The organism is Gemmatimonadaceae bacterium (genome assembly GCA_020851035.1).
In the GTDB taxonomy this organism is placed as follows: Bacteria; Gemmatimonadota; Gemmatimonadetes; order Gemmatimonadales; family Gemmatimonadaceae; genus JACMLX01.
The window spans coordinates 67,285-80,153 of sequence record JADZDM010000023.1 but is presented as its reverse complement, the minus strand read 5'-3'; the positions used below and the strand labels follow the sequence as shown (position 1 = coordinate 80,153).

14 protein-coding genes are annotated in these 12,869 nt (G+C 67.7%); 6 read left to right on the top strand and 8 right to left on the bottom strand.

Annotated elements, in window-relative coordinates:
* Window positions 1-169 precede the first annotated feature (169 nt).
* A complete protein-coding gene (locus tag IT355_15835) occupies window positions 170-535 on the top strand; it encodes a winged helix-turn-helix transcriptional regulator (protein MCC7054743.1) in 366 nt (121 codons plus the stop codon).
* A gap of 146 nt (window positions 536-681) precedes the next feature.
* Entirely contained in the window at window positions 682-1,431 is a 750-nt protein-coding gene (locus tag IT355_15830) for a cation transporter (protein MCC7054742.1), read from the top strand.
* 142 nt (window positions 1,432-1,573) lie between these two features.
* On the opposite strand, the gene IT355_15825 is transcribed toward IT355_15830, so the two are convergent.
* On the bottom strand, window positions 1,574-1,927 hold the full coding sequence (locus IT355_15825) for a YnfA family protein (protein MCC7054741.1): 354 nt from the start codon (window positions 1,925-1,927) through the stop codon (window positions 1,574-1,576).
* 232 nt (window positions 1,928-2,159) lie between these two features.
* On the opposite strand from IT355_15825, the gene IT355_15820 reads away from it, so the two are divergent.
* Window positions 2,160-2,483 (top strand): hypothetical protein, encoded by a 324-nt coding sequence (locus tag IT355_15820; protein MCC7054740.1) that lies wholly within the window; start codon window positions 2,160-2,162, stop codon window positions 2,481-2,483.
* Window positions 2,484-2,704: 221 nt separating this feature from the next.
* Window positions 2,705-2,950: a hypothetical protein gene (locus IT355_15815; protein MCC7054739.1), complete on the top strand. Its 246-nt coding sequence runs from the start codon at window positions 2,705-2,707 to the stop codon at window positions 2,948-2,950.
* A gap of 91 nt (window positions 2,951-3,041) precedes the next feature.
* On the opposite strand, the gene IT355_15810 is transcribed toward IT355_15815, so the two are convergent.
* From IT355_15810 to IT355_15785, 6 genes are all read right to left on the bottom strand, one after another.
* Window positions 3,042-5,519 (bottom strand): hypothetical protein, encoded by a 2,478-nt coding sequence (locus IT355_15810; protein ID MCC7054738.1) that lies wholly within the window; start codon window positions 5,517-5,519, stop codon window positions 3,042-3,044.
* 910 nt (window positions 5,520-6,429) lie between these two features.
* Complete coding sequence (locus IT355_15805; GenBank protein MCC7054737.1) at window positions 6,430-7,191, bottom strand: metallophosphoesterase family protein; 762 nt, start codon at window positions 7,189-7,191, stop codon at window positions 6,430-6,432.
* A 6-nt stretch (window positions 7,192-7,197) separates the two neighbouring features.
* Complete coding sequence (locus IT355_15800) at window positions 7,198-7,476, bottom strand: hypothetical protein (protein ID MCC7054736.1); 279 nt, start codon at window positions 7,474-7,476, stop codon at window positions 7,198-7,200.
* Window positions 7,373-7,666, bottom strand: a complete 294-nt coding sequence (locus tag IT355_15795; GenBank protein ID MCC7054735.1) for a hypothetical protein — start codon at window positions 7,664-7,666, stop codon at window positions 7,373-7,375. Before IT355_15795 ends, IT355_15800 begins: the two co-directional genes overlap by 104 nt.
* Window positions 7,663-8,706: an ACR3 family arsenite efflux transporter gene (gene arsB, locus IT355_15790; protein ID MCC7054734.1), complete on the bottom strand. Its 1,044-nt coding sequence runs from the start codon at window positions 8,704-8,706 to the stop codon at window positions 7,663-7,665. Before arsB ends, IT355_15795 begins: the two co-directional genes overlap by 4 nt.
* 128 nt (window positions 8,707-8,834) lie before the next feature.
* Window positions 8,835-9,233, bottom strand: coding sequence for a winged helix-turn-helix transcriptional regulator (locus IT355_15785; protein ID MCC7054733.1), 399 nt, complete (start codon window positions 9,231-9,233; stop codon window positions 8,835-8,837).
* A 145-nt stretch (window positions 9,234-9,378) separates the two neighbouring features.
* Here IT355_15785 and arsD point away from each other — a divergent pair, with 145 nt between their 5' ends.
* Both arsD and arsA read left to right on the top strand, forming a co-directional pair.
* A complete protein-coding gene (gene arsD / locus IT355_15780) occupies window positions 9,379-9,813 on the top strand; it encodes an arsenite efflux transporter metallochaperone ArsD (GenBank protein ID MCC7054732.1) in 435 nt (144 codons plus the stop codon).
* An 11-nt stretch (window positions 9,814-9,824) separates the two neighbouring features.
* A complete protein-coding gene (arsA, locus tag IT355_15775; protein ID MCC7054731.1) occupies window positions 9,825-11,672 on the top strand; it encodes an arsenical pump-driving ATPase in 1,848 nt (615 codons plus the stop codon).
* Between the two features lie 83 nt (window positions 11,673-11,755).
* Here arsA and IT355_15770 read toward each other — a convergent pair whose 3' ends face one another.
* Complete coding sequence (locus IT355_15770; GenBank protein MCC7054730.1) at window positions 11,756-12,595, bottom strand: hypothetical protein; 840 nt, start codon at window positions 12,593-12,595, stop codon at window positions 11,756-11,758.
* Window positions 12,596-12,869: the final 274 nt, after the last annotated feature.

Here is a 12,869-nt window from a genome sequence, read left to right as displayed (position 1 = left end):
TGGCGGTGATTGCGCTTGCCGTACGGTCCAGACTATCCTGTTCGTCGTATGAACGTTCGTTCAGTCGTTCAGCTAACCTAGGAGCCCCGTGCCGACCACGCAACCCCGACGTCGTCCTGACGGATCACTCAGCATCAGGACGCCCGTCACGACTGCGGAGCCGACTGGGATGTCCGACCGCTGCGAGGTGCTGTGTGTCGACGATGCGAAGGTGGCGCACGTCCGACGGACTGCGCCTGCCGCCACCACCCTGGTCGCGCTTGCCGAAACCTTCCGGGCGCTCGGTGATCCGACGCGCCTGCAGATCGTGACGGCCTTGGCACAAGCGGAGCTCTGCGTCTGCGACTTAGCCACGCTGGTGGGCGTGTCGGAATCGGCAGTCTCTCACTCGCTGCGCACGCTGCGGCAGCTGCGCCTCGTTCGCGTTCGCAAGGACGGTAAGATGGCCTACTACACGCTCGATGACTCGCACGTCGCCAGCCTGGTCGCAGAAGGCCTGGGGCACATCGAGGAAGGGTCATCCCGACCCGCATGAGTCACACCGATGTACCGCAGCTCGTGCTGCGCTTCCGTGTCACGGGCATGGACTGTGCGCACGATGCCAGCGAGATCGAGACGGCGGCTCGCACCGTGCCTGGGCTGCAGGACGTCAAGGTGTCCGTCGCATCGCAGATCCTGTCCATGTCGACGCGTGATGCCCGCGTGGCGGAGGCCGTCGAACAGGCCGTGGCTCGCATTGGATATCGACTCGACCGAGTGACTGCCGCCGTCGAGCGCACCGCGGACGACGGCGCCGCCAGTGCGACCTCCGCGACGACTGCGTCGCGCGCCTACCGTCGGGCATTGTGGGTCGTGGTCGTGTTGAACGCCGGGTACGGCGTCGTGGAGGCCATCGGCGGTTTCCTGTCTGGATCACAGGCTCTGAAAGCCGACGCCCTCGACTTCCTCGGTGATGGCCTGATCAGCTTTCTCGGCCTGATCGCCCTCGGTTGGCGACCGGCCATTCGTGCGCGTGCGGCGCTCATGCAGGGAGTGTTCTTGGGTGCGCTCGGGATTGGCGTGCTGGGGACGACGATCTATCGCATCGTGCAGCGGCAGCCGCCTGAGGCCGAGCTGATGGGTGTGTTCGGGCTAGTGGCGCTCGGCGTCAACGTGGCGGCGGCTCTGACGCTGATCCCGCACCGCACCGGTGACGCCAACGCCCGAGCGATCTGGCTGTTCTCACGGAATGACGCGCTGGGCAACGTGGCGGTGGTGATCGCCGCGGGGCTGGTTGCGTGGACCGGCAGCGCGTGGCCTGATATCGTCGTCGCGCTACTCATCGGCAGCCTGTTCATGCAGTCGGCAGGGGCGATCATCCGTGATGCGCGGGGTGATCTCGCCGCGGCTGGTGACGTCGAGCCCAGCCAGCACGCCCGAGAGCAGGTGTAGGCTCGCGTGCGTCACTCACTCTCGCTGCCGAGACGTGGACGCGGACGGCACACGACTGGCTCGACTTTCGATGCAGACGAAACACGCGCCCCATCACCGCCACTCGCTGTGCTCGCCGGTGCGGAAGGTGGCGTCGAGCTGGCTACGGTGCACGTGTCGCGTGCTGGCCGAGCAGGATGATGGCCGCGCCAGCGAGGCAGAGTACCGCACCAGTCAGGTCCCATCGATCTGGACGCACGTCCTCCACCATCCACAGCCACGCGAGCGACGCGATGATGTACACGCCACCGTAGGCGGCGTAGGCGCGGCCAGCCACCGCCGCGTCGACCCGCGTCAGCAGCCAGGCGAAGAGCACCAGTGACAGTACCCCCGGCAGGAGGAGCCATCCACTCTTGCCAAGGCGCAGCCAGGCCCACAGGCTGAAGCAGCCGGCGATTTCGGCGACAGCGGCGGCGACGTAGATGGCCGCCGTCCGCGCTAGCAGGTCGACAGGCATCATTGGCGTGCGAATCCGTCACATCGGCGTTCCGCAGGACTGATCGGCAGTTCGGAAGCCGACGGACGTGTCGTGCGCGTGGCCTGTCGTGGAATGCGGGGCATCGTGCGTGTCGCGGGAAAGGGTGCGGTGTGCCTGTCCTGAAGGTGCAGCGTTGCCCGGCACGGTCAACACTCACTGCTGGACCTCGCGCTTGATCGCCGTTGCACGGCACTTCCGGAGACCCCGCACGATGACCACAGAGGCACCACTGGCCTGCAGTTTGGGTGCGACCGACTACACGAATCGTCTCGCATGGATCGCCGCGCTCAATACCGCGTCACTACGGTCGTATCGGCGTGTGGGCGGTCGGCTCACGCTCGTCTACGCCGCGGACGCGGTCGTGCCGGTCCGCGAACTCGTGCGACGTGAGCAGGAGTGCTGCGCGTTCCTGCGGTTTACCGTGGCCACCAGCGAGGAAGCGGTCACCCTTGACGTACGGGTCCCGGACACCGCCCTCGACGCGGCAGGTGACCTGCTGGCTCCGTTTCTTGCGGGGAGCTCGCCGCAACAATAGTGCGGTCGTGGAAGCGACGGCACTTGCGGGCGCTGTGCACCACAGGAGGTCCAACCGCGAGGTCGCCAACTCGGCTTGCGTAGTCACGTCCATGCGTATGGCCCGGATGAGGGCTGGCGGCCGGCGGGCCGGCGCGCCGACCCTTGGTGCATGACCTGCCGATCACCATGACGTCACCGCGGCGCGGACGCCCCAGCCTCCGCCACTGGCTCACCTTTGCAATGCTCGCCGAGCAGCTTGGCATGCCCGAATGCAAGCGTCGTTGGCTCCAACGGCACATCCTGCCCACGCCGATGAAGCAGCGACTGGGTATCGTGCGGGCAGACACGCTTCAGGGTGCAGAACGACTCCCGGTCCCTCCGAAGCACGGCAAGAGCGCGTGGCTGATCCGTCGTGATCTGCTCGAGCAGCATCACGATGAGCTGCTCGCGTTCCTCTTTCCACCGGACGAAGGCAGCGTCGGCTGACCTACCACGATGAGCGAACGTACGCTCGGCGCCTCCCCTCATCGTGTCTGTGTCCTGCCGTCCGCGGTCACTGCCGCACGGATTCAGTGCTTTACGCTTCGACGTCCGAGGCCTTTCCCGACTTGCGCCGCCGTGCCGGCGGCCGCTGACCGACGGCACGCCGGCGCATCTGCGGCACCCGAAGGTCGGTGCCGCGCTCGCGCTCGGTGAAGGCACGGATCATCTCAGGCGGCAACATGCCCATCCCGTCGTCGGTCCGTTGGCGCGACCACGCACGCCACATCGTCGCGAAGTTTGGGCGTCGATCCGGCATCACGAGGTAGTCCGTCACCTCGGTGTATGCGCGCGGATGCATCCAATCTCGCACTGTGCGCATCGTCCGCTGGTGCATGACGTCGGAGCAGGCCTCGTAGTCCTTCTCCATGGTTTTCGGCGTGTCCGTCGTTGCGCGCTGCGCGATGTCGATGGGGTTCACGAGATGACTCTCCCCCGTCTCAGGGTCGGTCCGTCGCAGCGAGAATCCGTTCTTGCTCAGCACACCGAGACAGTATGTCACCCACCACAGCCGCACGATGTGCGGTGCGAGGATCCATGGCCACCGGCGCGCTGCGGCCTCATCATCCGCAGGGACGCTCTCACCCGTCAGCGGCAGTGCCGAGTCGCCGAAGGCTCGGAGGCCAGTGAGCAACGCTTCGCGGAACAATGCACGGACGCTCTGCGAAGTTGCGTACCGCGCGACGGCGCCGCGCTCGCGCCGCGCCGTCGCGCCATCGGCGTGGCGCTGCGTCCCGCCATCGGTCGGAATGAGCGCGTACCGGTTCTCGCTGAGCGCGGACTGCACCGTGGCACCGTCCGGCAGCACGCCAGCCCGCTGCAGCAACGGGAACCAGACATCGTTGACGTATCGCCTGAGCCAGACGTGGTCGACGACCACCTGTGGCCAGTCCCACGACCGCGTGCCGTAGTCCCGCGTCTTGAGCATCGCCTGTGAATTACGCGCGCTGGCGAACTTCTCGCCGCCGAAGCGCGAATGCATCCGAACGATGCGACGAATACGGCCCTCCGTGGTGAATTCCGCCTCGATCATCACCTCGGCGTCGTCAGTGCCAAACCGAGCGGCCCAATGATTCTTGATGCGAAGCGGGTCGCCGATGAACGCGACGAAGACGAACCCGGCGCGGATGGCGCTGGTGAGCGCCCGACGCGCGACGATCTCGTCGCGATGGCTGCCATCGCTCCAGTGCGTGGCAACCGGTGATGCGTCGCGCAGCGCCGAGAGCTTGCGTGTGACGGCGTCCACCTGCGCCTGCAAGCGTGGGAGATGCACCAGCGTCCAGTAGGGCAACACGACGGCCAGGAGCAAGGGCAGCGAGTGCATCTGTGCTGCCTCTTCCTTGTCCTTGATGGTCAGAACGTCGTCGCCGTCCTCCGCTCCGGCGCGCAGCTCTGCACGCGCGCGGCCATACGACGCGCGCGCGGTGTGATAGGCCGACAGTGTCGACGCGTGTACCCGGCCGCGGCGTTCTGCATCCTTCATCCAGTGCACCGTCATCCGCCAGATCGACTCGAGCTCCGCGAGCACCGACCGGGGGAGGTCGCCGCTCGCGAGCACGGCGGCCTTCGGCATCAAACCATTGCGTGCAGCCCACGCGAGCACCGCCGCTATCGCATTCGTGCTCACCGGACCTACGTCGGTGGTGGAGGTGTTGCTCGTGTCCATGATGTCGTCATCACCTTCCTGCGGTCCGAGGTCGATGCGTGCGTGATCTGCGGTCGCGAGCGCGACCGCGACTTCGGTGTTCCACCAGTCCAGAATCGTCGGCTGCTGTGCAAGGCCCCGCGGCAGCACGCCGGCACGCTCGGCATGCGCCGCGTACGTGATGAAGCGCTGCAAGCCAAGGCGGAGCTTCCCGAGCGTGTCGGGGGCGCACCCGGTCTGTCCCCGTCCCGCGACCTTGTCCCAAACGCGCGCGAATTTCGCGAGTGCCGGTGTCACGCTGTCGGCAATGGCCGCGTGCGTTGCGCCATCGGCGTCCAATCGCATCGCGGCGGAGCGGCGGGCGGGCACGGTGATCATGGCGACGTCCGCCACCTTCAGCTTCGCGAGGCGCGTCAGGGCAGAGCGTACTGCGAAGTAGTCACCGTCGGCCGGAAACCGATCCCGAAGCCACGACGCCATCTTGCGGGCGTCCGCTGGCATGTCCACAGGGGAACGGACTCCGGCGGTGGTGGCGGCGGTCGCGAGCTTGAACACGCCGCTGCGGATGCTTTCGCGGATCCGCGGATGGTGCGCATCGATGGACGCGATGTAGCGGGCCCAGTCGTCAGGGAGGACGGCGAGCTTCACTCGAAGTGGCGACCGGTCTGTGCATCCGGCAATCAGCGCGCGGCGCAGCATTCTCACCTGATTCGCAGCATTCGCAGCCGATGCTCCTGGCTTCCGCAGACTGGCGGCCACGCTAGGCAAGTCAGGCAGGAGGCAGCGGACATCAGCGCCCTGCTCGCCGGTGCGCAGGGCGTGCAGCGCACGCGCCGGCGAGCGCTCGTCCGCAGGCAGCGTCGCCTCCATCGCCGCGATCAGCGCGGTCCTCATCGTGCTCCATGCCGAACGCAACGTGGCGGGTGCCCAAGTGCCGACGTGTGCGCCGTCCCCGAAGGCGCGGGAACGAAGTCCGGTGGCGAGGTGCGGCGTGATCCGCGCCTCGAGGTGGAGAAAGCCGACAGGCTCAGTGATGCTGAGGGGGTCGACGGTGCGTCGGCGTGCCGGATGTGACGTAGACATGGTGCGCGCTCCAAGGGAGGGATGCCGCCAGCGTATGACCACCGGCAGGGTGCGCGCGTGTTGTGGGGGGGCGGGACGTGTCGACGTCTGTGGGGACGGACGGTCAGGTCAATTCAGGTCACGAACTTGGAGGGCATCATTGTTGGGTTTCAATGGCATCCTCATTGGGGAGATTCGCAGGTTGATCGACAACAACGCGGCGTGGGCACTGACGCGAGTTCAGGTCAAGTCAGGTCATGGCAACGGATTACGCTGAGCGGGGCGCGAGTCGCTCGCGCACGCGTCAACAACACAGCGTGAACGGCGGTATTCTCTCGTCGTGCATGCGCCGCCGCCTTCCGCAACACGCCGGCTGTGCTCTCGCTAGCGTGCCGAGCTACCCGCGGTGACGGATCAGCGACTGCTTTTCGACTGGACGCGGTATCGAGTCGCTGATTGTGGTTGTACTTCGCGACTGCATCACTCTCACCGTCATTCGGGCAGACGGACGATCACGGAGTAAGACAACGGCGGGCAACGCCTTGATCGTCCGTCGAATGTCTGTGACGCGCCGCGCGTCGTGCACAACCAGCGCGCACCCAGAGAACCTCCGCTTGTGTCACCGTCGGGTCGCATTGGCTTGCGTCGAACTCGACCGCCACGGGATCCCGCAGAAGCACGCGATCCCGTGGCGTCGTCCCTCAATCGCCCGCTACCGTCAGACCTGGACGGCCGGCTTGCCCCCGCTGCGCAGGAAGTCCGCGAACTCCTCCGGCAATCCCGCGGCGATCACCCCGCGCGCCGCCGCCTCAACGTCGTACTCCACGCGCACGAACTCCACCGTCGCCGCACCGGTCCCGAGTTCCAGCCGCACATACCCCGCGCGCCAGTCCCCATCCTTCGGCCGCCCCACGCTGCCCGTGTTGATGAAGTGGATCCCCTCCACCTCGCGATGCCACGGCTTGTGCGTGTGCCCGAACGCGATCACGTCGCCTGGCTTCAGGTTCACGCTCGCAGCCATCTTCAGGCAGAAGTCATCCGGACGATCCTCGGTCCAGTACAGCGTGTTCAGCGTCGGCGTGCCATGCACGAGCACCAGCCGTGGCCCGGAGGCATGGCCACCGTTCGGCCGGATGTCCATCGAGAAGGGCAGGGAACCCAGCACGCGCTTCGTCTCGGCGGTCACCGCGCCGCGCGTGTACTCGTAGCTGATGTGCGCCAGCTCCTCCTGTCGCGGCGTCTCGCTCTTGCAGCCGCAGTGCTTGTAGTCCGTTGCCACGGTCGAGTCGTAGTTGCCAGCGATGCCGCTGATGCCGCGCGCGACGAGGCGCTGGACGACCTCGTTCGGGTTCGACGAGTAGCCGACCAGATCCCCGAGATGGAACGTGGCGTCGGTGTCACCGCGACGGTCGATGTCGGCCAGCACGGCGTCCAGGGCGTGCAGGTTCGCGTGGATGTCGGAGATGAGGGCGTAGCGCATGACGGGTCAGTGCGAGTCGGTGGTGATGGTCGTGGAGTGTCGTGCGATGCGTGCGCGTCCGGCATCGAGGGCCTGGCGCAATGCGTCGGGCCTATCCGCGTCGAGCGCTGTGAGGAAGTCGCGGATGGCATCTCGCAGCACGTCGCGTGCGGCACGGAACGCCTGCAGCTGCGCCGCATGATCACCGCTGACGCCTGCGGGATCCTCGAGGCCCCAGTGCGCCGTCAGTGCAGCCGTCGGCAGGTACGGACACGCGTCGCGTGCGGCGTCGCAGACCGTGATCACGGCGTCCCACGGCTCCCAGTTCCGCCAGCGCCTCGACCGCGAGCGGATGCACGCCGGGGCCCGGATCCGATCCCGCGCTCGCAGCGGTGATACGCCCGGCTCCAGCCGTCGCGAATAGCGCCTCGGCCATCTGGCTGCGTGCCGAGTTGCGGGTGCAGAGCACGAGGATGCGCAGCGCGTCGCTCATCATACCGCCGGTGTTGCAGGGAAGTAGCGACGGCGCGCCCACAGCGAGGCGTACACGAGGCCAACCAGTGCCGGCACCTCGATCAGCGGGCCGATCACGGCCGCGAGCGCCTCGCCTGACGTGATGCCGAACGTCGCGACGGCGACCGCGATGGCCAGCTCGAAGTTGTTGCCCGCGGCGGTGAACGATAGCGAGGCGGTGGTCTCGTAGTTGAAGCCGAGTCGCAGCGACAGCCAGAACGCCACACCGAACATCACGCCGAAGTACACCAGCATCGGGATCGCGATGCGCACCACGTCCATCGGCTGCGTCACGATGCGGTTGCCCTGCATCGCAAACATCAGCACGATGGTGTAGAGCAGCCCAAGCAGCGCGGTGGGTCCGAACTTCGGCATGAACACGCCGTCGTACCACGCGGCTCCTTTCGCCTTCAGCAGCACCTTCCGCGTGAGATAGCCGGCGACCAGCGGCACACCGAGAAAAATGCCGACGCTGGTCGCGATCTGTCCCATCGAGATGTTGAGCGCCGCCGTATTGGCACCAAACCAGCCCGGGATGACCGTCAGGAAGAGATAGCCCAGCACCGAGTACGTGAGGATCTGAAACACGGAGTTCAGCGCCACCAGCACCGCAGCCAATTCACCTGACCCGCAGGCGAGCGAATTCCAGATCAGCACCATCGCGATACAGCGCGCGAGGCCGATCAGCACCAGGCCATTGCGATACGCGGGCAGGTCAGGCAGGAACAGCCATGCGAGGCCGAGCATCAGCACGGGGCCGATGACCCAATTCAGCAGCAGTGAGGTGCCGAGCAGCTTCGTGTCGCGCACATGCGCGCCGATGGTTTCGTACTTCACCTTCGCCAACACGGGATACATCATCCAGAGCAGGCCGATGGCAATCGGCACGGAGACGCCGTTGAGCTGCACGCGGTCGAGTGTCGCGCCAAGCGTGGGGTTGATGCGGCCGAGGAGCAGGCCGAGCGCCATCGCGGCGAAGATCCAGAGCGGCAGGAAGCGGTCGAGCGTCGAGAGGCGGCGCAGGATGCGTGCGTCGAGATTGGACGGCGCGTTCCGCGGTGACAGCGGCGCGCGGGCGGTGGTGGTGCTGCTCATTGTCTGCGTGGGATCTGATGCGAGGTGTCGCTCCGCGGTTGCGCGATACGAGCGATTCAGCAGGGCGTTGCGGTGCGCTCGGCGACTCGTGCCTGGGCTCGCGCGCGCTCGGCATCGAGCGCGGTGACGCCGGTGAAGCAGGTGCGCACGCAGTTCAGCATGTTGCGATGCACCGCATGCCGCGGCTCTGCGAGGCGATAATGCGCGAACTTCCACTCGCGCGTGGCCTCGACGAGGCCCGCGCGGCGCAGGTACGCCAGATGCCGAGACACCGCCGGCTGCGGCAGCGCGAGTATCTCGACGATGTCGCACACGCACAGTTCGCCGGCGACCAGCAGGTTCATGACGCGAATGCGGGTCGGGTCGGCGAAGCCCTTGAAGAGCGCGTCGAGGTCGTCGAGGTCCGCGCCGGTGTCGGGCGCGCCGGCGGTCTCTGGAATTGCGCAGGCGGTCATGTGAGCGGCACCGTCAGGGAATCGAGGACTTTCATATTCGTGCAAGCGCATGCAACTTGCTTGAGCGAATATGAGATGTCAATTCCGGCGATGGCCACCTGTGGTCCTCCGGCCGGTGATCGCCTTTCTCCCCATGAGGTACCCGATGGCTCGCTCGCTTCCTCTGCAGGACGACACGTCGGACACCGTCGCTATCTCAGCGCCGACGGCGGAATTCCCGATGACCGGCACCGTGGCCGTCTTCGACCCGGCGATGTGCTGCGAGACCGGGTTGTGCGGCCCCGGCGTCGACCCGGAACTCCTGCGCATCGCCCGTGACCTGCGCTGGTTGAGCGCTCAAGGCGTCACGGTGGTCCGGAAGGGGCTGAGCCAGGAGCCGCAGGCCTTCGTCGCCAGCGCGCGAGTACAGGGCCTGATGCAGGCATTCGGCGATGGCGCTCTGCCGGCGGTGCTCGTCGATGACGCGGTGCTGACGTACGGCCGCTATCCGACGCGCGATGAGCTCGTGGCCAAGTTGACGCCGGCGCCGGTCGCGGACGCGGGCGGGTCGTGCTGCGCGCCCGGCTCAGGCTGCTGCTGAATGGAATCGTCATGACTACCATCAGCACGACGCGCGCAGGCAGAGTGGGCGTGCCTGCACCGGCAGCACCCACCGCGCCGTGGGTCGGGCACACGACGCGCCACCTGTTCTTCACCGGCAAGGGCGGTGTGGGCAAGACGACCGTGGCCAGCGCGACGGCGCTGCGCTTGGCCGAAGCCGGACGCCGGACGCTCATTGTCAGCACCGACCCGGCGTCCAATCTCGACGACGTCTTCGCCATGAAAGCGGGTACCACGCCGACGCCGGTGCCCTGTGTGCCAACGCTCTGGATCATGAACCTCGATCCCGAAGCGGCGGCTGCGACCTACCGCGAGAAGATGGTGGGTCCGTACCGCGGCGTGCTGCCTGACGCCGCCGTGCGCAGCATGGAGGAACAACTCTCCGGCGCATGCACGGTCGAGATCGCGGCGTTCAACGAATTCACTGCGTTGCTCGCCGATCCGGCACTGACGCGCGACTTCGAGCGCGTGATCTTCGACACGGCACCGACGGGCCACACGTTGCGCCTGCTCAGTCTTCCGTCGGCGTGGAGCGGATTCCTGGCAACGTCGAGCAGTGGTGCGAGCTGCCTTGGTCCGCTGGCCGGCCTCGAGGAGCACAAGGCGCAGTATGCGGCGACGGTGGTGGCGCTTGGCGATCCGACGTCGACGACCGTCGTGCTCCTGACGCGTCCCGACGTGAGTGCATTGCGGGAAGCGGCGCGTGCGGGTGGTGAACTCGCCGCGCTCGGTATCAGCAATCAGCGCCTCGTCATCAACGGCGTGCTCACGGGCGATGCCGATGGTGATGCCGTCGCGTCGACGTTCATCGCGCGGCAGCGGAGAGCCGTGGCCGCGATGCCGGCGGCGCTGCGTGGCTTGCCGAGTGCGGACATCCCGCTCATCGCGAGCAACCTGACCGGCGTGAATGCGCTGCGTGCGTTTGCGCGGGCGGCCGAGAGTACGGTCGATGCCGAGAGTGCATCACTGCGCCAGACCGTCGACACACCGATCTCGCTGCGCGCCATCGACGGCGACGCGTTTGCTGGATTCGGCTCGCTGGAGGCACTCATCGCACGCATCGCCGCCGACGGACACGGTGTGGTGATGACGATGGGGAAGGGTGGGGTCGGCAAGACGACGCTCGCCGCGACGCTGGCCCTCGCGCTGGCACGTGCGGGGCATCGTGTGCACCTCTCCACCACCGATCCCGCGGCGCACATCGCGGCCGCCGTTGGGGACGCGGCGGTTGCGGGGCTGACGGTGAGTCGCATTGACCCGGTGGCCGAGACGGCGTCGTACGCGGCCGAGGTGATTGCGACGGCGAACGAGGCGGCGCGCGTGGTCGGCGGACTGGATGCGGGGGAGCAGGCGTTGCTGGAGGAAGACCTGCGGTCACCGTGCACGGAGGAGATCGCGGTGTTCCGCGCGTTCGCGCGCACGGTGGCGGAAGCGGAGGGTGCGTTCGTGGTGCTCGACACGGCGCCCACCGGACACACGTTGCTGCTGCTCGACGCGGCGGAGGCGTACCATCGCGAGATCGCGCGTACGGCGGCGATGCAGGTACCTGAGGCGGTGCGCGCGCTGCTGCCGCGGCTGCGTGATCCGGTCTACACGAAGATGCTGCTCGTCACGCTGGCCGAGGCGACGCCGGTGCACGAGGCGTCGCGGTTGCAGGAGGATCTGCGGCGCGCGGGGATCGAGCCGTTCGGGTGGGTGGTGAATGCGAGCCTGTCGGCAAGTGGGACGCGGCATCCGCTGCTGGCGGCGCGGGCTGCGCTCGAGGCGCCGCACCTGGCGCGGATCCGGCGGGAGTTAGCGGGTCAGGCGTGGGTGGTGCCGTGGCGCGCAAATAGCTGAAAACGCGCGGCGCAGCAGACTTCTTCTGCTGCGCCGCTCCCGATTCGCGTCACGCTGGCGCTGCGTGCGAGCGCGCTACCGCGCTACCGCGCGGCTGCCGTGGCGCGGGTACGCTTCTGCGGTGACGCGGTTGCCGCACGCTCAACGTGAACGGCCAGCTCCGCGGTGACGCGAGCGTTCTCCGCGCGCAGACCGTCGTTCAGCGCCGTGAGACTCGCGACGGCCCGCTCGGCCGTTCGGCACGCGTCGCGTTCCGCGGCGAGGTCCTTCGTCAGCTGCTCGATCAGCTTCGCCTGCCGCTCGTCATTCACGCGCGCCGCAGCGCGAACGTCCGTCAGCGCGGAGTCATGCATCTGCGCGCGCAGAATGAGCTCGCGCTCCGCCGTGCGAACGTCGCTCTGGGCAGCGCTCAGCTGTTCGCGCAGTTCGCCGCGCTCAGCGGCATGACGATTCGTCTCTTCGCGGGCGAGTCGCTCCTGATCATCCGCATGGCGCGCGGCGACCGTGAGCCGCGCGTGCAGGGCCGTGGTCTGCTCGACGAACGTCGCGACCGCCGCATCGTACAGCGTGCGGATCCCATCGACCTGCGCCTTGAACGCGACGCCGATGGCCGCGAAGCACTGCTCCGCCGTGGTTTGCGCGATGCACGGGAGGTCGGACAGCACCGCAGGCGCCAAGCTCGCGATGGTAGCTGCGGGCGGCAACTCAGCCTCGAAATCGGAGGGCAGGGTGCCGCGCAGGTGTGGCGTCCTGCCTTGCCGGATCTCCACGGCGAGGATCGCCGCTTCGGCGCGTTCCTGGCTCCCTCCCCGCGCACGGTCGCGCACGGCGCGCGGAGCGGGGAACGCGCCGTCGTTCTCCGCGCACAGCTGATCGACGGCGGCGATCATGTCGCGCGCGCTCACACTCGGGACATTCGGCATGCTGGAACTCCATTGTGATGCATGAGGCGGAAGCTTCCGGCCGGAAGCTTCCGCGTGGTCGGATCCCGGCGACCAACTGCGGTCGTGGGGGCCACTCCAGGCCAGTGTAGGGCCGCAGGGTAGCCGCGGCTGGGTCGCCGCTGCCGTAGCATCTGGCCATGTCGCTGGGGGGGGCCGGGGCCGGGGCCGGAGGCCGGCGTGGACGCCGGTGGGGGCGTCGCAGTCCGCCGGGATCGGAACGCAGCGCATCCATGATCCACGCGCACGGCTGGCA

What these genes read in the sequence shown, in the direction of transcription:
- IT355_15810 (MCC7054738.1), bottom strand. Translation starts at nt 5,519, where the DNA reads ATGGAGGCGACGCTGCCTGCGGACGAGCGCTCGCCGGCGCGTGCGCTG.
- IT355_15770 (MCC7054730.1), bottom strand. Translation starts at nt 12,595, where the DNA reads ATGCCGAATGTCCCGAGTGTGAGCGCGCGCGACATGATCGCCGCCGTC.
- IT355_15830 (MCC7054742.1), top strand. Translation starts at nt 682, where the DNA reads ATGTCGACGCGTGATGCCCGCGTGGCGGAGGCCGTCGAACAGGCCGTG.
- arsA (MCC7054731.1), top strand. Translation starts at nt 9,825, where the DNA reads ATGACTACCATCAGCACGACGCGCGCAGGCAGAGTGGGCGTGCCTGCA.
- IT355_15825 (MCC7054741.1), bottom strand. Translation starts at nt 1,927, where the DNA reads ATGCCTGTCGACCTGCTAGCGCGGACGGCGGCCATCTACGTCGCCGCC.
- IT355_15815 (MCC7054739.1), top strand. Translation starts at nt 2,705, where the DNA reads ATGCTCGCCGAGCAGCTTGGCATGCCCGAATGCAAGCGTCGTTGGCTC.
- arsD (MCC7054732.1), top strand. Translation starts at nt 9,379, where the DNA reads ATGGCTCGCTCGCTTCCTCTGCAGGACGACACGTCGGACACCGTCGCT.
- IT355_15820 (MCC7054740.1), top strand. Translation starts at nt 2,160, where the DNA reads ATGACCACAGAGGCACCACTGGCCTGCAGTTTGGGTGCGACCGACTAC.
- IT355_15785 (MCC7054733.1), bottom strand. Translation starts at nt 9,233, where the DNA reads ATGACCGCCTGCGCAATTCCAGAGACCGCCGGCGCGCCCGACACCGGC.
- IT355_15835 (MCC7054743.1), top strand. Translation starts at nt 170, where the DNA reads ATGTCCGACCGCTGCGAGGTGCTGTGTGTCGACGATGCGAAGGTGGCG.
- IT355_15795 (MCC7054735.1), bottom strand. Translation starts at nt 7,666, where the DNA reads ATGATGAGCGACGCGCTGCGCATCCTCGTGCTCTGCACCCGCAACTCG.
- IT355_15805 (MCC7054737.1), bottom strand. Translation starts at nt 7,191, where the DNA reads ATGCGCTACGCCCTCATCTCCGACATCCACGCGAACCTGCACGCCCTG.